This is a genomic window from Agaribacterium sp. ZY112 (assembly GCF_041346925.1).
Taxonomy (GTDB): domain Bacteria; phylum Pseudomonadota; class Gammaproteobacteria; order Pseudomonadales; family Cellvibrionaceae; genus Agaribacterium.
Genome location: NZ_CP166840.1, coordinates 1912922 through 1938064, shown reverse-complemented (window position 1 = coordinate 1938064; position 25143 = coordinate 1912922). Strand labels below are relative to the sequence as shown.

Annotated in this window: 25 protein-coding genes and 1 riboswitch; of the genes, 18 read left to right on the top strand and 7 right to left on the bottom strand. The window is 47.3% G+C overall.

All coding sequences use genetic code 11. From position 1 onward, the window contains the following. Positions 1 to 14 precede the first annotated feature (14 nt). The 4 genes from AB1S55_RS08480 to AB1S55_RS08465 form a co-directional block, all read right to left on the bottom strand. On the bottom strand, positions 15 to 620 hold the full coding sequence (locus tag AB1S55_RS08480; protein WP_370981376.1) for a nucleoside triphosphate pyrophosphatase: 606 nt from the start codon (positions 618 to 620) through the stop codon (positions 15 to 17). Beyond that, the gene (mreD, locus tag AB1S55_RS08475) at positions 620 to 1114 is read right to left on the bottom strand and encodes a rod shape-determining protein MreD (RefSeq protein WP_370981375.1); all 495 of its coding nucleotides are present in this window, start codon (positions 1112 to 1114) and stop codon (positions 620 to 622) included. The genes AB1S55_RS08480 and mreD overlap by 1 nt, the downstream gene beginning before the upstream one ends. Further along, on the bottom strand, positions 1114 to 1863 hold the full coding sequence (gene mreC, locus AB1S55_RS08470) for a rod shape-determining protein MreC (protein ID WP_370981374.1): 750 nt from the start codon (positions 1861 to 1863) through the stop codon (positions 1114 to 1116). Before mreC ends, mreD begins: the two co-directional genes overlap by 1 nt. Before the next feature lie 118 nt (positions 1864 to 1981). Beyond that, the gene (locus AB1S55_RS08465; protein ID WP_370981373.1) at positions 1982 to 3013 is read right to left on the bottom strand and encodes a rod shape-determining protein; all 1032 of its coding nucleotides are present in this window, start codon (positions 3011 to 3013) and stop codon (positions 1982 to 1984) included. Between the two features lie 214 nt (positions 3014 to 3227). Between AB1S55_RS08465 and gatC the strand changes: the two genes are divergently transcribed. The 14 genes from gatC to moeB all read left to right on the top strand — a co-directional run bounded on the left by gatC (position 3228) and on the right by moeB (position 17024). Further along, the gene (gene gatC / locus AB1S55_RS08460; RefSeq protein ID WP_370981372.1) at positions 3228 to 3509 is read left to right on the top strand and encodes an Asp-tRNA(Asn)/Glu-tRNA(Gln) amidotransferase subunit GatC; all 282 of its coding nucleotides are present in this window, start codon (positions 3228 to 3230) and stop codon (positions 3507 to 3509) included. 59 nt (positions 3510 to 3568) lie between these two features. Then, positions 3569 to 5023 carry an Asp-tRNA(Asn)/Glu-tRNA(Gln) amidotransferase subunit GatA gene (gene gatA, locus AB1S55_RS08455; RefSeq protein WP_370981371.1) on the top strand — a complete coding sequence of 485 codons (1455 nt, stop codon included), beginning with the start codon at positions 3569 to 3571 and terminating at the stop codon, positions 5021 to 5023. A 10-nt stretch (positions 5024 to 5033) separates the two neighbouring features. Beyond that, positions 5034 to 6473 (top strand): Asp-tRNA(Asn)/Glu-tRNA(Gln) amidotransferase subunit GatB, encoded by a 1440-nt coding sequence (gene gatB / locus AB1S55_RS08450; protein WP_370981370.1) that lies wholly within the window; start codon positions 5034 to 5036, stop codon positions 6471 to 6473. Then, entirely contained in the window at positions 6470 to 6769 is a 300-nt protein-coding gene (locus tag AB1S55_RS08445; protein ID WP_370981369.1) for a PA4642 family protein, read from the top strand. Before gatB ends, AB1S55_RS08445 begins: the two co-directional genes overlap by 4 nt. Next, a complete protein-coding gene (gene cysZ, locus AB1S55_RS08440; protein WP_370981368.1) occupies positions 6769 to 7551 on the top strand; it encodes a sulfate transporter CysZ in 783 nt (260 codons plus the stop codon). Before AB1S55_RS08445 ends, cysZ begins: the two co-directional genes overlap by 1 nt. Positions 7552 to 7580: 29 nt before the next feature. Beyond that, positions 7581 to 8072 carry a TIGR00645 family protein gene (locus AB1S55_RS08435; RefSeq protein WP_370981367.1) on the top strand — a complete coding sequence of 164 codons (492 nt, stop codon included), beginning with the start codon at positions 7581 to 7583 and terminating at the stop codon, positions 8070 to 8072. Positions 8073 to 8297: 225 nt separating this feature from the next. Next, positions 8298 to 9743 (top strand): hypothetical protein, encoded by a 1446-nt coding sequence (locus tag AB1S55_RS08430; protein WP_370981366.1) that lies wholly within the window; start codon positions 8298 to 8300, stop codon positions 9741 to 9743. A gap of 140 nt (positions 9744 to 9883) precedes the next feature. After that, positions 9884 to 9995: riboswitch (TPP riboswitch) on the top strand. Between the two features lie 60 nt (positions 9996 to 10055). Beyond that, entirely contained in the window at positions 10056 to 11906 is a 1851-nt protein-coding gene (gene thiC, locus AB1S55_RS08425; protein ID WP_370981365.1) for a phosphomethylpyrimidine synthase ThiC, read from the top strand. Beyond that, positions 11906 to 13000: a glycine oxidase ThiO gene (gene thiO / locus AB1S55_RS08420; RefSeq protein ID WP_370981364.1), complete on the top strand. Its 1095-nt coding sequence runs from the start codon at positions 11906 to 11908 to the stop codon at positions 12998 to 13000. The genes thiC and thiO overlap by 1 nt, the downstream gene beginning before the upstream one ends. 4 nt (positions 13001 to 13004) lie before the next feature. Next, positions 13005 to 13391, top strand: coding sequence for a GFA family protein (locus tag AB1S55_RS08415; RefSeq protein ID WP_370981363.1), 387 nt, complete (start codon positions 13005 to 13007; stop codon positions 13389 to 13391). Positions 13392 to 13444: 53 nt separating this feature from the next. Continuing rightward, entirely contained in the window at positions 13445 to 13642 is a 198-nt protein-coding gene (thiS, locus tag AB1S55_RS08410) for a sulfur carrier protein ThiS (protein WP_370981362.1), read from the top strand. A gap of 2 nt (positions 13643 to 13644) precedes the next feature. After that, the gene (locus tag AB1S55_RS08405) at positions 13645 to 14424 is read left to right on the top strand and encodes a thiazole synthase (RefSeq protein ID WP_370981361.1); all 780 of its coding nucleotides are present in this window, start codon (positions 13645 to 13647) and stop codon (positions 14422 to 14424) included. Positions 14425 to 14440: 16 nt separating this feature from the next. Beyond that, positions 14441 to 15937, top strand: coding sequence for a thiamine phosphate synthase (gene thiE / locus AB1S55_RS08400; protein ID WP_370981360.1), 1497 nt, complete (start codon positions 14441 to 14443; stop codon positions 15935 to 15937). Beyond that, a complete protein-coding gene (gene moeB / locus AB1S55_RS08395; RefSeq protein WP_370981359.1) occupies positions 15915 to 17024 on the top strand; it encodes a molybdopterin-synthase adenylyltransferase MoeB in 1110 nt (369 codons plus the stop codon). Before thiE ends, moeB begins: the two co-directional genes overlap by 23 nt. A 62-nt stretch (positions 17025 to 17086) precedes the next feature. On the opposite strand, the gene AB1S55_RS08390 is transcribed toward moeB, so the two are convergent. Continuing rightward, positions 17087 to 18325, bottom strand: a complete 1239-nt coding sequence (locus AB1S55_RS08390) for a response regulator (RefSeq protein WP_370981358.1) — start codon at positions 18323 to 18325, stop codon at positions 17087 to 17089. Positions 18326 to 18506: 181 nt separating this feature from the next. After that, entirely contained in the window at positions 18507 to 19658 is a 1152-nt protein-coding gene (gene rhlB, locus AB1S55_RS08385; RefSeq protein ID WP_370981357.1) for an ATP-dependent RNA helicase RhlB, read from the bottom strand. A 305-nt stretch (positions 19659 to 19963) separates the two neighbouring features. Between rhlB and AB1S55_RS08380 the strand changes: the two genes are divergently transcribed. Then, positions 19964 to 22405, top strand: a complete 2442-nt coding sequence (locus AB1S55_RS08380; RefSeq protein ID WP_370981356.1) for a TonB-dependent receptor — start codon at positions 19964 to 19966, stop codon at positions 22403 to 22405. Between the two features lie 105 nt (positions 22406 to 22510). On the opposite strand, the gene AB1S55_RS08375 is transcribed toward AB1S55_RS08380, so the two are convergent. After that, positions 22511 to 23761 (bottom strand): YihY family inner membrane protein, encoded by a 1251-nt coding sequence (locus AB1S55_RS08375; RefSeq protein ID WP_370981355.1) that lies wholly within the window; start codon positions 23759 to 23761, stop codon positions 22511 to 22513. Positions 23762 to 23800: 39 nt separating this feature from the next. Here AB1S55_RS08375 and arsC point away from each other — a divergent pair, with 39 nt between their 5' ends. The 3 genes from arsC to AB1S55_RS08360 are packed head-to-tail and all read left to right on the top strand — an operon-like array spanning position 23801 to position 25121. Beyond that, complete coding sequence (gene arsC, locus AB1S55_RS08370) at positions 23801 to 24151, top strand: arsenate reductase (glutaredoxin) (RefSeq protein WP_370981354.1); 351 nt, start codon at positions 23801 to 23803, stop codon at positions 24149 to 24151. Then, a complete protein-coding gene (gene wrbA / locus AB1S55_RS08365; protein ID WP_370981353.1) occupies positions 24151 to 24759 on the top strand; it encodes an NAD(P)H:quinone oxidoreductase in 609 nt (202 codons plus the stop codon). The genes arsC and wrbA overlap by 1 nt, the downstream gene beginning before the upstream one ends. Then, a complete protein-coding gene (locus AB1S55_RS08360; RefSeq protein ID WP_370981352.1) occupies positions 24756 to 25121 on the top strand; it encodes a DUF2069 domain-containing protein in 366 nt (121 codons plus the stop codon). Before wrbA ends, AB1S55_RS08360 begins: the two co-directional genes overlap by 4 nt. Positions 25122 to 25143 lie beyond the last annotated feature (22 nt).

Here is a 25143-nt window from a genome sequence, read left to right as displayed (position 1 = left end):
TTCCCTATTAACGCTTAAGCCGTTAAACCATGCTTAAGCGCCATTAAATCCAATAATTCGGCCGTTTCTGCTAAAGGCAAACCCATCACGCCAGAATAGGACCCCTTAAGCTCTTCTATAAACATGGCACCTAAACCTTGAATGGCATAAGCACCGGCTTTACCCAAAGGCTCTTTAGAGTGCCAATAACGTAGTATTTCGGCCTTGCTTAATTTTCGCATGCGCACTCTAGACTCTGACACTCGACAATATGCTTTAGTGCCATCAAATATACATACCGAACTGAACACACTGTGCCAAGTGCCAGAAAGTAAGCTGAGCATTCGCTCTGCATCTTGCTGATCTTTAGGCTTGCCCATAATCAGCTCCGTACCATCAGCCGTAGCCGTAAAAACAACCGATGTATCCGAGCCTAAGCAAGGGGCATCCGCTAACAACTCGTAACCGGCACGAGCCTTGGCCTCGGCTAAACGCAAGACATAATCTTGAGCATGCTCCCCTGCAAAAGGCGTTTCATCAATCTCAGCGCTAACTACCTCGTAGGGCACAGCGATTTGGTCTAGCAGCTCTCGCCTACGAGGTGAGCCTGAATTCAAGTTTAAACACTTAAGCAACGTCATTAAGCCAACCTCAATAAACGTAAGAGCTTAGGTGCTAATAAGTACATAAAAGGCCAGAAAATGGAGGTGCTCAACACTGAGCAAAGTAGCACATGAGGAGCAACGGCATAACCCGCAAGCCCCTGCACCCAATTCACCAGCACCTGATGTAATCCAATTAATACACTTATCCAAAGTGTTTGCCGCCAAACCCCATAGCTACGAAGGCGGTGCTCGGCGCTTAATATAATATAAGCGCTCATAACCAAGGCAAAAGCGTGTGCCCCCCAAATTCCTAGCTCAACAAGATCTTGCAACAAACCTACGAAAAAAACCAAGGCAAGGCTCAAATATTGAGGGCAATAAAGCAGGAAAAAAAAGACAACCAAGCACACGAGCTCGGGCCTTAAAGGGCTTAAGGCCGGCGATAGAGGCACAATCGCAAATAACAGGGAGGCTAAACACGCACAGGTAAAAACAATAAAAAAGCGTAAGGGGTGGCGGCGAATGACCATTAGCCGCCCTTTTTATCTTCAAAAACAAGCAGAACATGACGACTGCGATTCATCTGCGCCTTGGGTGCCGCTTTAACTCGAGCGAAAGCACGACCTGGATCCACCTCCACTTCAGTAACCTCCGCCACCGGATACCCCGCAGGAAATACCAAGCCCAAACCAGAACTGACTAACAAGTCACCAACCTGAATATCAACCGTATTAGCAACATGCCTCAAAATTAAACTCTCAAGCGTACCAACACCATCGGCAACCAGGCGAACCCCATTGCGATTGACCTGCACAGGAAGGGCATGTGTTGCATCAGTGATAAGTAGCGCCACACTCTGCTGCTCGCCAACCTCAACAACCTGCCCCATAAGCCCAAAGGCATCCAGCACAGCCTGTCCCTCATAAACCCCATTATTACTACCGCGATTAATCAGCACCTTATGAACCTGAGGATCCGGAGCAACACCAACAATTTCACCAATCAAGACACGCGTTTGTACAGCATCGGAAGCATTTAACAACTGACGAAGGCGAAAGTTCTCAGCCTCTAACGCAGCGTTTTTTTGCAATTTTTGATTGAGAATTAAGTTTTCAGAGCGCAAAGCTTGGTTCTCATGGATCAAAGCCGCACGAGAGCTAAGCCTATCATCGGCCCAAAGGCCCGTACGCTCTGGCAAATCACTTAACCAATGGAAGGGCACACTGATATCAACAGCAATACTTCGTGCAGAAGAAAACAACGGGGCATAGATAAACAAAAAGGCGAGTGCTAAAGCAGCACCCGCCCAGATAATTAGCTGTACAACAGAGGAAGACCCCTTGCGAAAAATCGGTTTAATACGCCGCTCCTCGTTAGCAAAGGCCCAAGAAATGTAGCTAAATAGCTAAATCAATCTTTTGTGTTTCCATCACCTCAAGAGCAATGCCACCGCCACGAGCAACACAAGTAAGAGGATCATCGGCAACAATCACAGGTAAACCGGTCTCATCAGCGATCAGCCTATCAAGATCACGCAATAAAGCACCACCACCGGTTAAGACAATACCGGTCTCAGCAATATCGGAAGCCAGTTCTGGCGGGCTAAGCTCAAGCGCGCTTTTAATCGCCTGCATAATACCTGCAAGAGGCTCTTGTAACGCCTCAAGAATCTCGCCACTGCTTAGCGTAAAGCTTTTAGGTACACCTTCCGCAAGGTTGCGACCGCGAACATCGATCTCCAACTCTTCACTCTCAGTGTGCGCACAACCAATTTCGGTCTTAATGCGCTCTGCAGTTGCATCACCAATCACACTGCCGTACTTGCGACGAACGTAATTAACAACCGCCTCATCAAATCGATCTCCACCTATACGCACAGAGTCTGAAAGCACAACGCCATTTAGTGACAGGATGGCTATTTCAGTGGTACCACCACCGATATCCACCACCATAGAACCAGAAGCCTGCTCTACTTTAAGACCGGCACCAATCGCTGCAGCCATTGGCTCTTCGATCAAATGCACCTCGCGCGCTCCAGCACCAAGAGCAGACTCTCGAATAGCTCGTTTTTCTACTTCAGTGGATAAACACGGCACACAGATCAGAACACGAGGACTCGGTTGGAACCAGCTGCTTTCATGCACTTTGCGAATAAAGTGCTGCAGCATTTTCTCGGTCACCTGAAAGTCGGCAATCACGCCGTCTTTTAACGGGCGGATAGCGGTAATATTGCCAGGTGTTCTACCAAGCATGCGCTTAGCGCTTTCACCTACAGCTTCGACTGATTTTTGACCATTGTGATTGCGGATCGCAACCACGGAAGGCTCATTTAATACTATGCCGCGACCACGCACATAAATCAGCGTGTTCGCCGTCCCCAAATCAATGGACAGGTCGTTAGAGAACAGACCTTTGACTTTTTTTAACATCGTGAATCGCTTGTTCCTGAAGGTCTTATTTTTGTCACATTATGACCACAATTGGATCGTAACTTAGACCTATATAAAAGATGCAGGCACTCTAACAACGCTGGGGATTTTGGGCAAGACGTAAATATGGTAACTTAGCGGCCTTTCTGCCTTGAGGCAGAAGCTTTTTCACAGAGCAGAAGCATGGGCTTTTGCCAAGGACTCGGAGAAAAAAGTGAACCCTTCCGACATTCAAAAAATTGCTCATCTTGCGCGAGTGGAAATCAGTGCCGACGTTGCCGATGAAACCGCAAAGAGCATTACCGAAGTGCTGACACTTGTAGACCAGCTGCAGGCTGCAGACACAGAGGGTGTTGCCCCAATGGCTCACCCACTTGATGCAGTTCAGCGTTTACGTGCTGACTCAGTCAGCGAAACGAACGTGCGCGAGAAGATGCAAAACATCGCTCCGGCCGTAGAAAACGGCCTCTATCTTGTGCCCAAAGTAATCGACTAATATCGACTCTATAAAGGCAGCTTAGCTGCCCCGCTAGGAATCATGCTCGGAAACCCGCAATGCATACGCTAACCCTTGCTCAACAAATACAAAAACTCAATGCTGGTGAATTCTCCAGCGTTGAATTGACCCAGCACTACCTTGATCGCATCAAGCGCTTAGATGGCGAGATCAACAGTTTTATTACCGTTACCGAAGATCTAGCCCTAGAACAAGCCAGGGCCGCTGATGCCAAACGCGCCGCTGGCGAAACAGCCCCTCTTCTCGGTTTGCCTATCGCCCACAAAGATATTTTTTGTACTGACGGCGTACTGACGACCTGTGGCTCAAAAATGCTCAACAACTTTGTTGCGCCTTATAACGCCACCATCGTTGAGAACTACCTCAATGCCGGTGCCGTTACACTAGGTAAAACCAATATGGATGAGTTTGCGATGGGCTCTTCCAACGAGACCTCGTATTACGGCAAGGTTCTCAACCCGTGGGCCCGCAACTGCGTACCGGGTGGCTCATCCGGTGGTTCTGCCGCTTGTGTGGCAGCTCGCTTAGCGCCAGCCGCCACCGCCAGCGACACCGGCGGCTCTATTCGCCAACCGGCAGCACTATGTGGCGTCACCGGTATCAAGCCTACCTACGGTCGTGTCAGCCGCTGGGGCATGATTGCCTTCGCCTCAAGCCTCGACCAAGCAGGTGTCATGGCTGCCACAGCAGAAGATGCGGCACTCATGCTAGAGACCATGGCCGGTTTTGACAAAAAAGACTCTACCAGCATCGATCAGGATGTGCCTCAGTACAGTGCCAGCCTCAACGATGACATCAAGGGCCTACGTATTGGCGTGCCTGACGAATACTTCGGTGAAGGTTTAGATCCAGCGACAGAAAAAGCCGTACAAGAAGCCATCAAAGTTTACGAGCAGCTTGGCGCCGAGATTGTCAGCATCAGCCTGCCGCACACCCACTTAGCCGTACCAGCTTATTATGTGATTGCCCCCGCAGAAGCATCGGCCAATTTAAGCCGCTTTGACGGCGTGCGCTACGGTCACCGCTGTGACGATCCCGCCGATCTCGAAGACCTCTACAAACGCTCTCGCGGAGAAGGCTTTGGCGAAGAAGTGAAGCGCCGTATCTTAGTTGGCACCTACGCCTTAAGTGCTGGCTATTACGATGCTTACTACCGTAAAGCCCAACAAGTACGCCGCTTGATGAAACAAGACTTCGATCAGGCCTTTGACAAGGTTGATCTAATTATTGGCCCCACATCACCCTCGCCGGCCTTTGAGTTTGGCTCTAAAAGTGATGACCCTATCGCCATGTACCTCGAAGATATCTACACCATTGCCACCAATCTTGCAGGCTTACCCGGCATGAGCATTCCGTGTGGTTTAGTAGATAACAAGCCCGTAGGCCTACAGCTTATCGGCAACTACTTCAAAGAAGGCACCATGCTTAATGCCGCTCACCGCTTCCAGCAAGCGACCAACTTCCACACGCTTGCACCGAGCGACATAGACTAGGAATTTGACCATGCAGTGGGAAACCGTTATTGGCCTGGAAATTCACGTCCAGCTCAACACTCATACTAAAATATTTTCAGGCTCCAGCATCGCTTTTGGTGCCGAGCCCAATACCCAAGCTAGCCTCGTTGATTTGGCTATGCCTGGCACCTTGCCGGTGGCCAACGAAGAAGCCTTCCGCAAAGCCATCATGTTTGGTCTTGCAGTCGACGCCGAAATTGGTACAGAAAGTGTTTTTGAACGCAAAAACTACTTCTACCCCGATTTGCCTAAGGGCTATCAAACCACACAACTGGATAAGCCCATTGTTATCGGCGGCCATCTCGACATTCAGGTTGGAGAAAACACAAAACGCGTTCGCTTACACCACGCCCACCTAGAAGAAGATGCCGGAAAGAGCTTGCACGAAGACTTTCACGGCATGAGTGGAATCGATTTAAACCGCGCTGGCACGCCACTTATTGAAGTGGTCACTGAGCCTGACATTAGCAATGCTGAAGAAGCGGTTGCGTTTGCTCGCAAGATGCACAGCCTTGTCAGCTCACTGGGTATTTGTGATGGCGAAATGAGCCAAGGCTCCATGCGCTTTGACGTTAACATCAGTGTTCGCCCTGCCGGCGAAGAAAAACTCGGCACGCGCACCGAAACCAAAAACCTCAATAGCTTCCGCTTTATGGAACGCTGTATTGAGCAAGAAGTAGAGCGCCAAATTGAGGTGCTCGAAGACGGCGGCAGCATCACTCAGGAGACTCGCCTCTACAACGGCGATACTCACACCGCTCGCTCCATGCGCTCAAAAGAAGAAGCCAACGACTACCGCTACTTCCCCTGCCCCGATTTATTACCGGTGCACGTCGACGAAGTTTATATCGAAGCCGTTAAACAAAGCCTGCCCGAGCTCCCCGAAGCCCGCAAACAACGCTTTGAAGAACAGTACAAACTCAGCAGCTACGACGCCGACCTGCTAAGTGCTGACGCCTCCATGGCCAAGCTTTTTGAAAGCTGCACAGAGACCAGCAAAGACGCCAAGCTCAGCGCCAACTGGCTGATGGGTGAATTTAGTGCACGCTTAAATACAGAGGAACTCAGCATTAATCACGCCCCAATTAACGGTGAACAACTAGGCACCCTAATTGTCCGCATTAAAGACGGCACCATCTCCAATAAGATTGCTAAAACCGTCTTTGATGCCATGTGGAATGGTGAAGGCGAAGTGGACAGTATCATCGAAGCCAAAGGCTTAAAGCAGGTAAGTGACAGTGGTGCACTAGAAAAGATCGTTGATGATGTTATCGCCGCCAACGACAAACAAGTAGAAAATTATCGCGCCGCAGCCGAAGATAAAAAACCCAAAATGCTCGGTTTCTTTGTTGGTCAATGTATGAAAGCCTCCAAAGGCCAAGCCAACCCGCAACAATTGAATAAGATTTTAAAAGAGAAATTAGGATGAGTTTAAAAAAAGACAAGCAAAAGGTACTGGGTGAAGTCTTTGACGACCAGCGAGTAAAAAGCTTTTTGGAAATTAACGAGCGCGAAGGCATCAATACCGACTACGCCCTACTCGAGCGAGCTTACCGTGGCATGAAAGCAGAAAATTTTTCGACGTTTGTCGGCTTTTTTGTTGAAGCAGGGCACGATATTAACGCCACCAACACTCAGGGCTTAAACTTGCTGAATGTTATTGCCGAGCATACAACAAGCGACGATTACCGCAGCGCACTTGTCGCAGCAGGTGCTCGCGGCTAATGCCCATCAACTGCCCCAACAATAATATTATTAGTGGTGCGCGCTATATGTTTGAAGGCGCGCGCCTATTAATGCACCCTAAGCTGCGCCCCTATATTTTAGTACCGCTGCTGATCAACTGTCTTTTATTCTTTGTTCTAACTAGCGTGCTATTAAGCTATTTCTGGACAGTATTTAACGAAGGGACAGGCTGGATTCCAGAATCTATTCAGCCTTGGGTCGAACCCTTTGCGTGGTTTGTCTGGTTTATTGTTGGCGTCTTTTTCTTAATTATTTACGGCTACTCCTTTAATGTTATTACCAACATTGTCGCGGCGCCGTTTTATGGCTTATTGGCCGAGAATACCGAAAAATTACTAACTGGCACCGAACCTCCACCCGAAAGCCTAGGCCGGATGATTCCGCGGGTACTTATGCGAGAGTTCTCCAAGCTGCTTTATTTTTTAGGGCGTGGTTTTCTAGTCATACTCCTGATGATCATGCTTGGTTTTATTCCGGTAATACAACTGCTTGCACCACTAATTGGCATGCTCTGGGGGGCGTGGTCTATGGCCATACAATATGCCGACTACCCTGCCGACAACCATCAGGTGCGCTTTTCTCATATGCGTCTTTCACTGTGGAATCGAATGGGTTCGAGTTTAGGTTTTGGCAGCTGCATCATGACCTGCTCGGTCATCCCCATTGTTAATATCTTTGCCATGCCAGCGGCCGTCACAGGCGGCACTTTATTTTGGTTAAAAGAACTGAACGAACAAGTTGAACTAGACAGTAATAAGTAACTGTTTAATTCCCGCTATAGGAATACATCATGGAAAGCACCTTCGAAAAATTACTCTACCGTTCGCGCTGGCTACTGGCGCCAATTTATTTTGGCTTAAGCTTTGCCGTCATCGCCCTTGCGATCATGTTCTTTCGAGAAGTCTGGTATTTATTTAGCCATATCATGAGCATAAAAGAAGCCGACTTGATTCTGCATATCTTGTCGCTAATCGATATCGCCATGGTCGGTGGCCTCTTGGTCATGGTAATGATGAGCGGTTACGAAAATTTTGTATCTACTCTCACCGTTGCAGACGAAGACGAAAAACTCGGCTGGCTCGGCAAGATGGATAGCTCCTCTCTAAAAGCAAAAATCGCGGCCAGCATTGTCGCCATCTCATCCATCCACCTACTCAAAAAGTTTATGGATTTAGAGCATATAGAGAATGACAAACTACTTTGGTACGTCATTATCCATATGACCTTTGTGGTATCTGCATTTTTGATGAGCATTAGTGATAGTAAGTTATTTAAGAAATAAGCCTACCGCCCTCAGAGCCAAGCCCACCTTGGCTCATCATCCCTACCCGCCCCCAAAACCTACCTCGTGTAGCTGCAATCAACACTAAGTAAATACATAAAAAACGATTGCACAGACAATAAAACGATATAGCGCAAGTAAGGTTTAGTTTTACTTGCAAAGCGATAGGCAAAGCTCTAAGTTCGAGCAAAAACAAATCCCAAATTATTTAAAACACGATTCAATATGCCTAACTTAAAACTGATAGTAAGTACTTTAGCCCTTAGCCTCTGCGCCTGTGGCGGAGGTGGTGGCAACAGCAAAGCAACACCTTCGGAACAACCAAGTCCTGCCGCCAGCGCCAGCCCAGAGACCTCGCCAAGCCCAAGCCCAAGCCCAATAGCCAAGCTTAAAGTAGAGTTGGATATCCCAAATGATATTTGTGGTGATCCGTTAGTAACTAATATGAAGCTAGAACAAATTGATGAGCACGGAGAGCGAACAATTTTATTTGAGCCAGGCCAGTCTCCCAACAACATTGAACTTACAGCCCCCATGGGAGAGGCATTTACACTTATCGCCGACTTTAACGACCCAAGTAATGGCGAAGAAATAGTTGAATATCGTGATTTAACTAACGGCTCCGTAAACATAGAGGCGCTTAACGCTTCATCTCGCAAGGTCGATGAACTCAGTTGTGACTGCCAGCAAATTAATGTAGCAATAGAATCTAACGATTACCCTAACGTCACGCTATACGCGCACGGGCAAGCTGTGTATGCCGGCCCCTTTGGTCATACTCTCACCCTATGCGAAAACCATGAAGATAGACGTCAAACATTTATTGCGTATAGCAACCATGACGTCCCCAGCGACAACCCCGACTTTCATAGAGAGATTATTGCAGGAGATTTTATTCTCACCGCTTCAGATGCCAGTTCAGTAACTACACATACTGCTGAACTCATCGAGAACCAGAACTATTTTTCTGAGCTGGATATCACCGATAACAGTAGTGACGAACTAGAAGGCCACCCAAGCACCAACAATGGAGTCTCCCCCTCTAATGTAATGCTTATACAAAACCCAGAGCGTTTTAGTGTGATCAGCTTTACCGATACTAACGAACACGCCTTGTTAGAATACAGGACAACTGACATTACCAAACCTTGGTTAATTGAGGCAGAGCCTAGTTTTATTGAATATATTGAAGCCCAGAAGCTCCCTGATAGCGCCCCACTTATGCCTTGGCTTGAAGAGTACCCTTCTTGGCCAGCCTCAAGCCAAAGCTTCCTCCTCAATAAAACCAACTTAAGTGACACCTATGCCCGCCCCCCGATAATAAGCCCTACGCCTATTACCGTTTCTTATCATAAGGATGAACTAAGCGGTGAAGAAACACTGAATTTCAATGGCAATAACCATCAGCTGCTTAGCTTAAGAGTAACCTTATCGATTAATGAGGCCTACCATAGCTATACATTACATGCCGATGGCCAGCTATCTCAGCTAAACCTAACCGAAATTCCACTGTTCTCGCGCCTAAAAGACGCCGAGAGGGTAAATATTCGTATTGATTTCAGTAATAAGCATGGGGCCACAAACTATATGGAAGCAATTGCATTACATAAAGCCGAAAACTCAGAAAGCACAACCTTGTATGCAATATATGAAAGGGGCGAAATAGAATAACCCCCTCCAGAGAACGATCAAACGCCACAAGCATACGAGTTTTGCTGTGGCGCTTGAGACAAAGACATAAGCAAATCCCCAATTTATAAGCTCAGTATTTCATCATTGTTTGCCCCCCACCCGCTTTCCCCCTAAAATAGCGCCAACTCTCGGGGAGCCTTGTGCTGAGACGCAGTAGAGATCTAACTCAATCGCGGACCCGTATTACCTGATCCGACTAGTATCGGCGTAGGGAAGAGCTTGGTTTGGGCTGCGTGCCCCCTCCCTGTTCCGCTCTCGCCTGCTAGTTTTTGACCCATGGCGGAGTGACTTATGAACAGCAAGACCGACATCAATAGCGCCGATGCGCAATCCATTATCACCCGCGAGCCTCTTCCGGCCAGCAGCAAGGTATACGTACAAAGCGAAAGCATTGCCGACGTTAAAGTACCTATGCGTGAAATCGCCTTGACCGATGGCACCAGCGTCACGGTTTACGATTGCTCCGGCCCTTATACCGACCCAGATGCCAACATCAACGTGCACGAAGGTCTGCCTGATATTCGCAGCCAATGGATTGAAACACGCGGTGATACAGAAGAATACGAAGGCCGAGAGATCAAACCTATTGATAACGGCCACACCGATGAAATTCGCGGCTTTGCCTACTTCAACGAAAAACTACAGCGCAAACCTCGCCGCGCCAAAGCCGGCGGCAACGTCAGCCAAATGCACTACGCTCGCAAAGGTATTATCACGCCAGAGATGGAATACATTGCCATTCGCGAAAACCAAGCGCGCGAAGCCTTAAGTAATGAGTTCACCACTGATGAGCGCAACGAGCGTCTAAAAGGCCACAGCTGGGGCGCAAACCTACAGCCAATTACGCCTGAATTTGTACGTAAAGAAGTGGCTGAAGGTCGCGCAATTATCCCTGCGAACATCAACCATACCGAATTGGAACCCATGATCATTGGCCGTAACTTCTTAGTGAAGATCAACGCCAACATCGGTAACTCTGCATTAACCTCAAGTATTGAAGAAGAAGTAGAAAAGCTAGTTTGGTCTATCCGCTGGGGTGGTGACACCGTTATGGACCTTTCAACCGGTAAGCACATTCACGCTACCCGCGACTACATTGTACGTAACAGCCCCGTGCCCATCGGCACCGTACCTATTTATCAAGCGCTTGAAAAAGTAAACGGTGTCGCCGAAGACCTAAACTGGGAAGTTTTCCGCGATACCCTGATTGAACAAGCTGAACAGGGCGTTGACTACTTCACCATTCACGCCGGTGTATTGCTGCGCTATGTACCGCTAACCGCCGATCGTGTCACCGGTATCGTTAGCCGTGGTGGCTCTATCATGGCCAAGTGGTGTATTGCCCACCACGAAGAGAACTTCCTCTACACCCACTTTGAAGAAATCTGTGAAATCATGAAAGCTTACGACGTAAGCTTCAGCTTGGGTGATGGTCTGCGCCCAGGTTCTTTGGCCGATGCCAACGATGCCGCACAATTTGGTGAGCTAGAAACACTCGGAGAATTGACCAAAATCGCTTGGAAGCACGACGTACAGGTTATGATCGAAGGCCCAGGTCATGTTGCCATGCACTTAATTAAAGAGAACATGGACAAGCAGTTAGAATGCTGTGATGAAGCACCATTCTATACCTTAGGCCCACTGACCACAGACATCGCTCCAGGTTACGACCACTTTACCAGTGGCATCGGCGCCGCGATGATCGGTTGGTACGGCTGCGCCATGCTTTGTTATGTCACACCTAAAGAGCACCTTGGCCTGCCTAACCGTGATGATGTTAAAGAAGGCATCATCACCTATAAAATTGCTGCCCACGCTGCCGACATCGCCAAAGGACACCCCGGTGCTCGCTACCGCGATGACATGCTCAGTAAAGCTCGCTTTGAATTCCGCTGGGAAGATCAGTTCAACCTAGGTTTAGACCCTGATCGTGCCCGTGAATTTCACGATGAAACCCTGCCTAAAGACAGCGCCAAAGTGGCTCACTTCTGCTCCATGTGTGGCCCTAAGTTCTGCTCAATGAAGATTTCTCAGGAAGTCCGCGACTACAGCGAACAGCAAAAAGCCGCCGAAGAAGGCATGAAACAAAAGTCGGAAGAATTTTTGGCGCAAGGCGCTGAGATTTATACCGAGGCCAAATAATGGCAACTTGCCTTAACATAGGCATCGCAGGTGCCGGCCTAATGGGTCGGCTCTTGGCTTGGCAGCTCAATCAACTTGGCCACCAAGTAACGGTGTTTGATAAAAACACTCGTTACAGTGGCGAAGCTGCAGGCTTTACAGCTGCAGGTATGCTGACCCCTTACGCCGAAGCCGAGGCAGCAGAGCTGCCAATTTACCGGCTTGGTTTACGCTCTTTGCAACTCTGGCCAGCTATCATTAAGCAGCTCAAGCAGCCTGTTCGCTATCAGCAACAAGGCAGTATTTTAGTGGCTCATCCTGCTGATGCTGCCGAACTACAACAGTTTGAAAGCCAGCTAAGACACAGCATACAGCCTAGCCCTGAACAACAATTAAAACTCGACCAAGGCGCTTTAACTGCTCTCGAGCCCGAACTCGCTCAGCACTTCCAAACTGCTATGTATTTCCCCGAAGAGGCATGGATTAGCGCCTCTGACAGTATGCAAGCACTTGCCAACGAAGCTATCGAAAACGGTGTTGCTTGGCGCGAACAACATGCTGTCGATCGTGCTGAAGCGCATACTATTGTTAGCAACGGTAACGCAGAGCGTTTTGACTGGGTGATCGATTGCCGAGGCACAGGCGCGAAGCCTCAGTGGCAAGATGTACGTGCCGTGCGTGGTGAAGTACTGTGGGTACAAGCCCCCGAAGTGAACATTAAGCGCCTTGTGCGCCTTATGCATCCACGCTATCGACTCTACCTAGTGCCAACTGGCAAAGATGATATTTACATTATTGGCGCGACTCAGATAGAAAGTGAAGACTGGTCCGCAATGAGCGTACGTTCAGCCTTAGAACTACTGTCGGCCCTTTACAGCCTACACAGTGGTTTTGCCGAAGCCCGAATCATTAAAATGGATAGCAACTGCCGGCCTGCTCTCAAAGACAACTTACCCAAAGTCGAATGCAGCCAAGGCTTGATGCGAGTTAACGGCCTCTTTCGCCATGGCTACCTTCTCGCTCCAGCTATTTGTGAGCAAGTAATTGCTCACATACAAGAAAAAAACCAATCTTTTAATGACGACGTTATAGCACCGATAAGCAGTGAGACTTAAAAAGATGAACTCTGGCAGCTGCTTATGCGGAAGCATTAACTACCAAATAATAGGGCAGCCTGGTGACATTGTGCACTGCCACTGCCAGACCTGCCAGAAGGCACATGGAGCAGCGTTCTCTAGTGTGGCAGCAGTAAAAGAGCAAAACTTTAAGCTCTTTGGGCAAGAAGCACTCAATAACCATGAATCGTCACCGGGTAAATTTAGGTACTTCTGTTCACACTGCGGTACTCAAATTTACGCCAAGCGAGAAGGCAGCGAAGACATTATTTTACGCCTTGGTAGCCTTGACACTCAGCCTGACAGCAAAGAGAGCCACCATATTTGGGTATCGCAAAAAGCCAGTTGGTACAGCATCCAAAACCAACTACCTGAAAACCAAGAATACTAAAACAGCGTAACAAACAAAGAGCAGCGGATATCAACACCGTAAATAAGATATTTATGAACATCATCCTAAATGATCAACAACAAGAACTTAGCTCCAGCGCCTTAAGTGAGCTGATTAGCACCGCGGTCACAGGTGACGCCCCTTTTGCCATTGCCATTAACGAGCAGTTTATTCCTCGCAGTGAGTACAACAACACCGAGCTTAAAGACGGTGATCGTGTGGAAATTTTATCACCCATGCAAGGAGGCTAAGGATGTGGACTCTAGCCGACAAAGAACTCGATAGCCGCTTATTAATTGGTACTGCGCTGTACCCTTCACCACAAATTATGGTCGATGCGATTAAGGCGTCCAAGTCTGAGGTGCTGACTGTTAGCTTGCGCCGTCAAAAACCCGAACAGGGGGGCGGCCAAGAATTTTGGAATTACCTAAAAGAGCTCAATTTAAATATCTTGCCCAATACCGCCGGCTGCCACAGCGTAAAAGAAGCGGTAACAACCGCGCAAATGGCACGCGAGTTATTTGGCACTACGTGGTTAAAACTCGAAGTCATTGGCGATGATTACAACCTACAGCCAAACCCTTTTGAACTACTTGAAGCAACAAAAGAGCTCATCAGCCAAGGCTTTGAAGTCTTCCCTTATTGCACCGATGATCTTGTTCTGTGCGAAAAATTAGTCGAAGCCGGCTGTCAAATTCTCATGCCTTGGGGGGCCCCGATTGGTACAGGCCGTGGTTTAACCGACCCCTATGCGCTTAAGGTGTTGCGCCAGCGCATGCCCGACATCACCATGATTGTTGATGCCGGTATCGGCTCGCCTTCACACGCAGTTCAAGCCCTAGAAATGGGTTTTGATGGCGTACTGCTTAATACAGCCGTTGCTAAAGCTGCAGACCCAGTAAAAATGGCTCGCGCTTTTGCCCACGCTCTTGAAGCCGGTCGCCTAGGTTATGAAGCGGGTGTAATGCCAGAAAAAGACCTAGCAGCCCCCAGTACCCCCACCTTAGGCACCCCTTTTTGGCACCAAAACTAATCATAGAGACAAGTGAATGAGCAAACGCGAACGCCCAAGTATTTTGTGTATAGGCGGCAACGATAGTGCGGCAATGGCAGGCCTAAGTATGGATTGCCGTACAGCCGAAGCGCTTGGCGCTCACGCTCTTAGTATTTGTACGGCAACAACTGCCCAAAACTCCAAGCACTTCAATGCATTAAACCCCGTCAGTGATGCCGTATTAGAAAGCCAATTAAACTGCCATTCTCAGGCAGAGCATGCATACGCCGCTATAAAAATTGGCCTTATTGGCGACAAGAGTCAGCTTAAGCTGATTGGTAACTCATTAAAGCATCAAACCGCTCCAATTATCTGTGACCCAGTTATGGCTGCAAGTGCCGGTAACAACCTATGGGATGCCGAGTTTATCGCGCAATTTAAAGCGCAGCTGATGCCTAAACTCTACCTGCTTACTCCGAATCTACCTGAGGCAGAGCGACTATTAGGTAAAGTTATCAACGGTGAAGACGCCATTAAAAGCGCCGCCCAAGAATTACTCGCCCTCGGTACTCAAGCCGTTTTAATAAAAGGCGGGCATGTTAACGACGCACAAAACGCTTGGTCTCAAGACTATTTTAGTGATGGAAAGCGCAGCTTCTGGTTAAGTTCAGCGCGCCAAGCAAATACAAACACACGTGGCACCGGTTGCTGTATGGCCTCTGCATGCGCCAGTGCTCTCGCCTTAGAGTACAGCCTCTACGATGCCGTCGTTATCGCTAAGATGACGATCAACCAGAGCTTGAGACATGCTTATTCGGTGATCGGGCAAGCTGGTGCAGGCCCTCTAGCACCTCAGTCTTTCCCAATAGAACAACAAGATCTGCCTCACCTGCACCAAGTCAAAGACGACCTAAAACACGGCTCCTTTCCTGAGTGCAATAACACTAAGCTTGGGCTTTATCCTGTTATTGAACGCACTCAGTGGCTAAAACGGCTATTGCCTTTGGGGATTACCACTGCCCAACTGCGGGTTAAAGACTTAGAAGGCGAAGCCCTAGAAGCTGAGATCAAAGAAGCGATCGCCCTTGGCCACAAGTATAAGTGTCGCTTATTTATTAATGATTACTGGCAACTAGCGATAAAACACGGGGCCTACGGCGTTCATCTAGGCCAAGAAGACTTAGACGAAGCCGACATTCACGCTATTCGCAAAGCAGGCCTTCGCTTAGGCACAAGCACTCACTGCCACTATGAAGTTGCTCGCGCTCATCACTACAAGCCTAGCTACATTGCTGTAGGGCCTGTTTATCCAACCACGAGTAAAGATATGCCGTGGATACCTCATGGGCCAGCAGGTTTTAGTTACTGGCGCACCTGCTTAGACTACCCCTTAGTGGCCATTGGTGGCATCAATGCCAAGCGTATTCAGCCCATGCTTGAAGCTGGGGCAGACAGTATCGCTATGATTACCGCCATTACCTTAGCAGCAGCCCCAGAAGCGACTGCGAGCGTGTACAAGGAGCAGATCGATGCCTACCAACAGTCCTACTAAAACCCTTTTTTCTGGCGACGAGTGGAATCGCTACGCTCGGCATATCCAGCTACCTCAATTTGGCGCAGAGGGGCAAAGTAAACTCAAACAAAGCCGAGTGCTGATTGTGGGCTCCGGAGGCTTAGGCTCACCGGTATCACTTTATCTTGCAGCAGCAGGGGTAGGCCATATCACTCTGATTGATCATGACCATGTCGATGTCAGCAATTTACAGCGTCAAATTTTATTCGATACCCAAAGCCTAGGTTCAGCGAAAGCCGAAGCCGGTGCCACCCGCTTAAAAGCACTAAACCCCCATATTGAAGTCGTTGCAGATACACGCCGTTTTGGTCGCGATAACGCCAAAGAATTGATCGGACAAGTCGACCTAGTACTCGACTGCACTGATAATTTTGCAACCCGCTATCTAATTAATGACCTATGCTTTGAACTTAAAAAAAGCTGGGTCTTTGCCAGCATCTATCAATACAGTGGCCAGTGTGCTGTTTTTAGTCCAGGTAAAGGCTGTTTTAGGTGTTTATTTCCTGATTACCCACAAAATATTGATGACTGCAATGCGGCGGGTGTCATTGGTGTACTACCGGGTCTCTTAGGTACCTTGCAAGCAAATGAAGCATTAAAGTTATTAGCTGGGCAAAAAAGCCCTATTGATGGCAATTTATTATTAGTCGATGCCATGCAATTAAGCTTCAGAAAAATTCAGCTAGCTCGCTGTAGCGACTGCCTATGCTGTGGAGAAACACCAGCTAAGACCGATCAACTTTCCGAGTATTATCAACTGCCAAGCTGTGCTGTTAACAACAATAAAAATGAAATCACAAAAGAGCAGTTTGATGAACTTCTTAACTCAGAAAGCTATGTGATTTTGGATGTACGCTCAGAGCAAGAACACCGTGCCTTTAATCTTGGCGGCCGAAATATTCCTTTAAACGAATTGGAAAACACCTTAAGCGAATTTAATAATGACACTTGTTTTCTTTGTTATTGCCAGAGCGGAATAAGAAGCAACAAGGCAGCAGAGTTGTTACAAGAAAAAGGGCATAAAGCCTTAAGCCTAAAAGGCGGATTGCTTAGCTATGTAAAATAACACCTTTAAATAAGGGCGTTTTAAAAAGTCACATACATTAAGGGCATGCCTAAACAGCCCCATTAATCACCAATCACCAAGGCCCCACCTGCATCTCTCGCCCTTTGCAGGCAGGATGTCGCCTCGCGATGAACATCATCAAGCTGATCTTTAATAAAGCTTGTAATCCCTGCAGAAAAGCCAAGAAAGTGCTCTTGGCATCCCCCCTGAAACGCTTTAGATGTACATAACTGACGTACTTGATCAACGTAAGCACAGGCTTTTTCATTATCAAGCCCCGGCATAAGTACAGCAAAAGTTGAATCTGCCACCCGCGCAAAAAAGAAACGCTCAAAATGGCTATTAAGGCGCTGAGCAACCTGCTGCAATACAAGCACTGATTCATCATTACCCCGCTCTGCCTGAAACTGTTCAAAGTTTTCAATTTCGATCAAGGCAAGACTTAAAGGCGATGCACTCTCTTTTGCCTTTTGTAAAATAAGCTCACCATGTTTAAAGAAGTAACTTCGATTGTAACAAGAACACAGCTCATCTCGATTAGCTGCATCCCGTATGGACTCGATCAACTCCAAAAATTCAACATTATGATTAATACGACAAAAGAACTCTTCATGATTAAAGGGCTTTTTAAGGAAATCATTCGCACCCGATTTAATAAACTTTGCTGATAGCGAGCTTTCTTCCTCTGAGCTTAGGCCCACAATCACTAAGTCAGATTTTTCATATTTTGCGCGAAGATTTTTAATTAACTCAAAACCATCCATACGCGGCATATTGTAATCTGTTACTAATAAACAAATATCACTGTGTTCCAATATTTGTTTTATTGCATGCACACCATCTTCAGCTTCAAGCACCTGAAAGAGATGTAAACGGAACAACTGAGATAAGACCTTACGCTGCGTTTTACTATCATCAACCACCAAGACTTTTACATCTTGATTTTTTATTAAGCGATGAATTGTCGCCAGAGCCAGTTCATAAGAATAACGGCCTTCTTTAGTCACATAATCGACAACACCTTTATTTAACAGTTCGGTGCGTCGTTTTTCATCAAAAGTACTGGTTAAAACAATACAGGGGATATTTTTAGCTAATACCTCATCAACGACTTCGCCACTTGGCGCATCGGGTAAACTAAGATCAACCAAGGCACAAAAGTAATCTTTTTTAGCTAACAAAGCCTGAGCTTCAGCAAGACTGCCGGCATAATCGACATTGATTTTCTGACTTTGCCCAAGCACATGACGAATGACCTTAGTGACCATTGTGCTGTCTTCGACAACTAAAACTGGCTTCATGAATCTCTACCTCAATACATCGGCGCGGAACATCAACATGATCCATAAACGCGCTACTCACCAGTATCAGTGTAGAAGAAATGCAGCCAAGCGTGACTTAGGAGAAAGAAGGGAGAAACGAAAGGCCCAAATAAGGCCATCGGGCGACTTTAACTACTTAAGCCGCCTCAATCAAAAAGCCTTAGGGTAATAAAGACTCTGGCGGGTGCTCACATTCAAGAGGCTTACCTAATAAGGCTTCAATGCTAGGCAAACGGAACGCATCATCTTCACAAGCAAAACTAATAGAAGTCCCTGTACTGCCTGCCCGCCCTGTACGACCAATACGATGTACGTAATCTTCAGGCTCTTCAGGCAAGGTGTAATTAATAACATGACTCACACCATCGATGTGGATACCACGGCCTGCCACATCCGTCGCAACTAAGAAGCGCAACTGACCATTTTTAAATGCTTCTAAGGTACGAATACGCTTATTCTGAGGGATATCACCACTGAGTAAACCAACCTTCAAGCCCGCGCCACGCAGCTCATCGTGTAAACGGCGGCACTCATCACGGCGGTTGGCAAAAATCATTGCGCTGTTAACGTCATCAGCATTAATAATATTTTTAAGAATACTGAGCTTTTCATCACTGCCTACCATGTAGAGCTTTTGCTCAACCGTGTCCGTGGCAATGCTTTCTGGCTCTATCTCTACTTTGGTAGGCTCAACCATCCAACGCTCACCTAAGCGCAAGACATCATCACTAAAAGTCGCACTAAACATAAGAGTTTGACGGCAGTCTTTACGCGGACAATAACGCTCAATTTGTTTTACCTGTGGGATAAAACCCATATCAAGCATACGGTCGGCCTCATCAATGACAAGCACTTCAGCCTGATCAAGGTGAACATAACGCTTCTGACAGAAGTCGATTAAACGCCCCGGAGTTGCAATAACAATGTCAACCAACTTGCGCTGCAGCTTTTGCATTTGTTTGTCGTAATCTACTCCGCCAACCAACGATACAATATGGAAATCGAGATACTTATTCAGTTCATGTGCATCTTTTTCTATTTGCAGGGCTAGCTCACGCGTCGGCGACAACACGATAGCACGCGGCTCACCAGCATAGCGCTCATCCGCAGGTGGTTCATTTTGTAAGGTTTCAAACAGGGCAAGCAAGAAGGCTGCTGTTTTACCGGTGCCAGTCTGGGCTTTGCCCATCACATCGTGACCTTGCAAGCTCCATGGCAGGCTCTTTTCCTGAATTGGTGAACATGTGGTGAATTGCAGGTCAGCTAAGGCTTTCTGGATGGAGTCGGACAAGGGCAGTTCGGTAAATTGCATGTAGCTTAATGATTCTCAAGATTCTCAAAGTGGTCGCCATTTAAACAGAAAGCTAGGCTTATGCCCAGATATTCCGTTTGATGACAGCTACAAGCCTACAACTTCGTTCTATATTCACAACGAATAAGGGCTGTGAAGCTATAGCCAATATTAAAAAGCACGATAGAATAGCGCGCATCGGTGCTGCACCAACGGACTCTGGTCTGCTCGTCTATACTCCAGAACAACATGTTCTAAATAGCGTTTCATCCAAGCTCATTGATGACCTTGGATGCCAATCATGTCCGTATTAAATGGAGCCGCCTATGCGAATTTTGGCCACTACAGCCCTTCGCCCCTTAGCTATCGCTGTCGCTTTTTATGGCCACAGCCTTTGTGCGGCAGAGCAGCCACGCCTTGAAGAGGTCATAGTCGCAGCCCAAAAACGCCAAGAAAATCTGCAGCAAGTACCACTTTCGGTCGCGGCTATCAGTGCCACTAAAATCGCTGAAGCAGGTATAGAAACCATCGATGAACTCAGCGTTCACCTACCGAACATTCACTTTACTGAAACCGGCTTTAGCACCCAAGTACGTATACGTGGTATTGGCTCTGATAACAGCCAAGGTTTTGAACAAAGTGTCGGCATGTATGTCGATGGCATTTACCACGGCCGTGCCCAGCTCTTTCGTCTACCAATGATGGACATGCAACGTATTGAGGTTCTTCGAGGCCCTCAATCGACCTTATTTGGAAAGAACTCCATTGCTGGCGCACTGAATCTTACAACGGCTCGCCCAACAGAAAATTTTGAGGGTTTTGTTAGCCTTTCACATGAATTCAAACACGACCAAAATGAGATTAATGCAGTTATCTCTGGCCCGCTCACAGACACCCTACGCGCCCGCCTTACTGTTCGTGGCTATCAAGAAGATGGTTATTTTTATAACAGCAGCAAAGCAACAGATGAAGCCCAAGCCGAAGAAAGTGCTGCGCGCTTAAGTCTAGAATGGGATGCAAGAGATAACTTAAATTTCTTTCTTAAGGCCGAACAAAACAAGTTTGAAACACAAGGCCGGCCAATGGAGATCACTTACGATAAAGCCCTTGCTCCCGGTTACCCTAATTACGCGCAAAGCTTGGCGCTGCTACAAGAACCCAGCTTAGAAAGTGAAAAAAACTACGTGCGCCAGAGCAATGCTGATGAGAGCAGCGACAACACCGTTAACAATCTTACTTTGACAGCCGACTATCAATGGGGCGATTACACTATTAGCTCGGTAAGCGGCCTACTCGATTTTAATTACGACGAGCACTGTGATTGTGACTACACCGCATCGGATATTCTGCCTTTACCTTTAAGTGAGGACTACGAACAATTTAGCCAAGAGCTTCGTATTGCATCCGATCAAAACGGTGCCGTTGAGTGGATTGGCGGGCTCTATTATCAAGGCTGGAAACAAACCTACAAGGACGAACTGGGCCTAAGCCCAAACAATATCTTGCCCGCCAAACTCAGCCAAACTCCAGGCCGAGAAGGCCTTGCGTATTTAGCGAATACAGGCTTAAAACGACACTTCGAACAAGAATCCGATTCTTGGGCCGCTTTTGCACGCCTAACGTGGCATGCAACAGAACGCTTACATTTAACCGCCGGTGCACGCTATACCGAAGAGCAGAAAAAAGCTCAAAAACAATTATGGCTATATGACCTACCCAGTGACAACGTTAATGACAGCACTGCCCTAGGCTTTATTTATTTAAATACATTTATTGTTGAAACTGAGCAAGCACGCGAATTCTATATTCCACCAGACCTTAACAATCCTGCAGGCCCCCTTGTATGGGGTGGCCATAATGTCGAAAAAACACGAAAAGAAGAAGTTTTCACACCGCTCATTAATATCGAGTTTGATATTAACGATCAGCTCATGACTTACGCTTCTTATACAACGGGCTATAAAGCGGGTGGTTTTGATCCTCGCTCAAACACGGTCGGCAACCTCGCGACTCCTGCTCCCTTAGTTCCCCCCAATACTGCCGAGGCAAACCCTTATTTGTATTTCGAGTTTGAAGAAGAAACCGCTCAAGCCTACGAGCTAGGCCTAAAAAGCTCAATCGCAGATGGTCGCGGTGAAATTAATGTCAGCCTTTATCGAACCGACTATGAAGATTTACAAGTAAGCCAATTTGATGGGGCTGTGGGTTTTAATACCGGTAATGCCCCCAAAACCACAGTACAAGGTGTAGAGCTAGACGGACGTTGGGCACTTAGCAATGAACTTACTGCAACCTACGGAGCCAGCTTTTTAGACTTTGAATATAAAGACTTTAAAAACGGTAATTGTTTTGCAGGACAAACATCCGATGGCAGTAATGGCGGCATAGCCACTTGTGATTACACTGGTAAACGCGGTGTCTACACCCCCAAGTACACCATTAATGCCAGCCTAGATTATCGTCGCTTTATCGTAAATGATATGCAGTTTGTCAGCTTTGTTGATGCTCAATGGGTCGATACTCACAATGTGCACGTCAACCTAGACCCTGAAGGTGAAATCGACGCCTACACCATGCTTGGAGCACGCATAGGTTTAGAGACAGAGCGCTGGGGTATCGCGTTATTAGGCAAAAATTTATTAAACGAATACATCATTAGCTACTCAGGCAATGCCCCATTGTCTGACTCTAGCTTTAATACCAACACCCATTACAGCTTTATACGACGTCCTCTCACTCTAGCCTTGGAAGGCACTGTGCGCTTTTAAATAACACGATCAAAGCGCTTTAATGCCAAGCCTTTTAGATAAAAGCCGAATAAACATCGCTTATTCGGCTTTTTTATGCTCGACTTTAAGATCTTTTGTTGTCCCCTATAACCCCTCTTTTTTCTGCAAAGAAAACAAACGATCAAGGCTTAGAGAAAACACATCATCCGTTTTTTGTTGCAACTGAGCAAAACGTGAAGAAAAATCTGCCAGCCATGGCTTGAGCTCAGAATCCATTGGCAGAGTTTCACACAGAGGTAGTTCACACAACAAAGCAACATCTTTTAAGCTCAGCGATTGCATATCACGGCTCAATACATAGGCGCCACTTTCAGTCACACTGACCCATTTCGCTTTAACAAGTTTAGAGCGCAACGTTTGCCAATGCACCAAGCCCATACCCAATGAAGTGCAATCTTTATCAACCACATCAGCACCTGTTTGCGCACGCTCGTAGAATAAATGTAAACAATGCAATAAAGCTTGCATATCGGTTAAACGTTGACGGCGGGAACCATAAGCCTCTTCACTTAAGGTGCGAACAAATACAGCGCCAGCCAGCACCAAAACCCAAACAAAGTTAATCCACATTAAAAATAAAGGCACCGCAGCAAAAGCGCCATAGACCAAGGTTAAACTAGAGGTTGACATAACCGCAGCAAAACCCGCTTTTAATAAACCAAAAACTAGAGATGTAACGACGCCACCAGCAAAGGCAAACTTAAACGGTACTCGACAATTTGGCACCGCAGCATAAAGCAGTGTGAACATAATCATCGACATCAAGAAAGGCACATGGGTGAAAATAGTTGGCGCCAAACCCGTCGGATCATATTCGTCGACAAGAAACTTAAGCGACAGCAGGTAGGTGCTCATAGTAAGCCCCACCCCCAGCATTAAAGGTCCGATTGTAAGCACGGCCCAATACAATAAAAAACTCGACAAACCTTTACGCGCCTCGGTCACTCCCCAGATCGCATTAAAGGTTTTTTCAATATTGGTTAGCATGAGATAGGCCGTAACAAATAACATACCGATACCTGCGCCAGTCAAACTTCTTGCCTGCGAGCTAAATTCGGTTAAATAACCGGTAACCTGATCTCCAGTTTCAGGCAGGAAGTTGGCAAACACCATATCGTGTAATTCGTGAGCAACACCGTCAAAGAAAGGGATAACACTAAGAATGGAGTACACAACCGTCATCATTGGCACAAGGGCAAACAAGGTCATATAGGTCAGAGCTGCTGCATTCTTTTGACAGCCCAAGGCAATAAACTCCCTAACTAAACCCTGAAAAAAATGAAGAATGTCGCTTGACCACAACTTCAGTTTTTCTATACGCACAAGTTCATTCATAATAAGCGCCATCCTAAACGCCAAAGATACGTGTTAACCATGAGTCACTTTACCATCTACCACAATCCACGCTGCTCCAAGTCTCGCCAAACACTGGCCTTGCTCGAAGAAAACGGCGTAGAGCCGGAAATTGTACTCTATTTACAAGACTCGCCTAGCCGTGATGAGTTAAAAAGCATCATTGGCAAGCTTGGCATCACTGCCCGCGAACTGCTTCGCAAGGGTGAAGACGCCTATAAAGAACTCGGACTTAAAGACAGCAGCCTCGATGACGAAGCTTTAATTGACGCCATGCTCACTCAGCCCAAGCTGATCGAACGCCCTATCGTCATCCACGCAGACAAAGCCGTACTTGGCCGCCCTCCCGAAAACGTACTTGAGCTGCTCTAATGAACAACAACCAACAGCCAGCTTTTATACTTGTTCTTTATTACAGCACTAAAGGTTCAACCAAGGCTTTAGCCGAAGCGATTGGCTTGGGTATTGAACAAGCAGGCCTTGAAGCACGCTTGCGCACTGTTCCTGCAGTCAGCAACAACTGCGAAAGCACTGAAGCCAAGATTCCGAGTCACGGTGACCTGTACTGTAGCAAGCAAGACCTCACTGACTGCGCAGGCCTTGCCCTTGGTAGCCCAACCCGTTTTGGCAACATGGCTGCAGCCATGAAGTACTTTCTCGATGGCACAGTAAATGAATGGCTAAACGGCGACTTACAAGGAAAGCCTGCGGGGGTATTTACCTCAACAGGCTCCATGCATGGAGGCCAAGAAAGCACCCTAATCAGCATGATGCTGCCTTTACTGCACCATGGCATGCTGCTCTGCGGCCTCCCCTACAGTGAAGAAGCACTGCACAGCACCCATAGCGGTGGTACACCTTATGGCCCTAGCCATGTGGCTTTAGAACAAAGCACTAATCTAAGCGATGAAGAACATAAATTAGCCGTCGCCTTTGGCCAACGGCTTGCACATACAGCAGAGAAATTACACTCAGCATGAGCTCAATAAAACAGCTTTTTATACGCTACCGCCGCTTAACTCACTGTTTTTTAGCGGCCTTAATCGCCTTAATTCTTTATTGGAACTTCGCTCGCCCCAGTGGTTTTAATGTCGTCTTACTGGTCGCTCAGCTTTTACCTTTGGCCGCTCTAGCCCCAGGCTTATATAGCCAATATTACCGAGCCTATAGCTGGCTGTGTTTTGTCATGCTACTTTACTTTGTGCTTGCGGTAATGGGCGCGTTCGCCAGTACAGCAAGCCTGGTAGATTATCTTTTTGTACTACTAAGCACCGCCTTATTTATCAGCAGCATGATGTGCAGTCGCTATGCACAACGCGTTCAAAAAAACATCACCGACTAAACGAATACCCACTGGGAAGTGA

Excerpts from the sequence above, each read along its gene's own strand:
- AB1S55_RS08480 (WP_370981376.1), bottom strand. The coding sequence starts at position 620 with ATGACGTTGCTTAAGTGTTTAAACTTGAATTCAGGCTCACCTCGTAGG.
- mreD (WP_370981375.1), bottom strand. The coding sequence starts at position 1,114 with ATGGTCATTCGCCGCCACCCCTTACGCTTTTTTATTGTTTTTACCTGT.
- AB1S55_RS08465 (WP_370981373.1), bottom strand. The coding sequence starts at position 3,013 with ATGTTAAAAAAAGTCAAAGGTCTGTTCTCTAACGACCTGTCCATTGAT.
- gatA (WP_370981371.1), top strand. The coding sequence starts at position 3,569 with ATGCATACGCTAACCCTTGCTCAACAAATACAAAAACTCAATGCTGGT.
- gatB (WP_370981370.1), top strand. The coding sequence starts at position 5,034 with ATGCAGTGGGAAACCGTTATTGGCCTGGAAATTCACGTCCAGCTCAAC.
- AB1S55_RS08445 (WP_370981369.1), top strand. The coding sequence starts at position 6,470 with ATGAGTTTAAAAAAAGACAAGCAAAAGGTACTGGGTGAAGTCTTTGAC.
- cysZ (WP_370981368.1), top strand. The coding sequence starts at position 6,769 with ATGCCCATCAACTGCCCCAACAATAATATTATTAGTGGTGCGCGCTAT.
- AB1S55_RS08435 (WP_370981367.1), top strand. The coding sequence starts at position 7,581 with ATGGAAAGCACCTTCGAAAAATTACTCTACCGTTCGCGCTGGCTACTG.
- AB1S55_RS08430 (WP_370981366.1), top strand. The coding sequence starts at position 8,298 with ATGCCTAACTTAAAACTGATAGTAAGTACTTTAGCCCTTAGCCTCTGC.
- thiC (WP_370981365.1), top strand. The coding sequence starts at position 10,056 with ATGAACAGCAAGACCGACATCAATAGCGCCGATGCGCAATCCATTATC.
- thiO (WP_370981364.1), top strand. The coding sequence starts at position 11,906 with ATGGCAACTTGCCTTAACATAGGCATCGCAGGTGCCGGCCTAATGGGT.
- AB1S55_RS08415 (WP_370981363.1), top strand. The coding sequence starts at position 13,005 with ATGAACTCTGGCAGCTGCTTATGCGGAAGCATTAACTACCAAATAATA.
- thiS (WP_370981362.1), top strand. The coding sequence starts at position 13,445 with ATGAACATCATCCTAAATGATCAACAACAAGAACTTAGCTCCAGCGCC.
- AB1S55_RS08405 (WP_370981361.1), top strand. The coding sequence starts at position 13,645 with ATGTGGACTCTAGCCGACAAAGAACTCGATAGCCGCTTATTAATTGGT.
- thiE (WP_370981360.1), top strand. The coding sequence starts at position 14,441 with ATGAGCAAACGCGAACGCCCAAGTATTTTGTGTATAGGCGGCAACGAT.
- moeB (WP_370981359.1), top strand. The coding sequence starts at position 15,915 with ATGCCTACCAACAGTCCTACTAAAACCCTTTTTTCTGGCGACGAGTGG.
- AB1S55_RS08390 (WP_370981358.1), bottom strand. The coding sequence starts at position 18,325 with ATGAAGCCAGTTTTAGTTGTCGAAGACAGCACAATGGTCACTAAGGTC.
- rhlB (WP_370981357.1), bottom strand. The coding sequence starts at position 19,658 with ATGCAATTTACCGAACTGCCCTTGTCCGACTCCATCCAGAAAGCCTTA.
- AB1S55_RS08380 (WP_370981356.1), top strand. The coding sequence starts at position 19,964 with ATGCGAATTTTGGCCACTACAGCCCTTCGCCCCTTAGCTATCGCTGTC.
- AB1S55_RS08375 (WP_370981355.1), bottom strand. The coding sequence starts at position 23,761 with ATGAATGAACTTGTGCGTATAGAAAAACTGAAGTTGTGGTCAAGCGAC.
- arsC (WP_370981354.1), top strand. The coding sequence starts at position 23,801 with ATGAGTCACTTTACCATCTACCACAATCCACGCTGCTCCAAGTCTCGC.
- wrbA (WP_370981353.1), top strand. The coding sequence starts at position 24,151 with ATGAACAACAACCAACAGCCAGCTTTTATACTTGTTCTTTATTACAGC.
- AB1S55_RS08360 (WP_370981352.1), top strand. The coding sequence starts at position 24,756 with ATGAGCTCAATAAAACAGCTTTTTATACGCTACCGCCGCTTAACTCAC.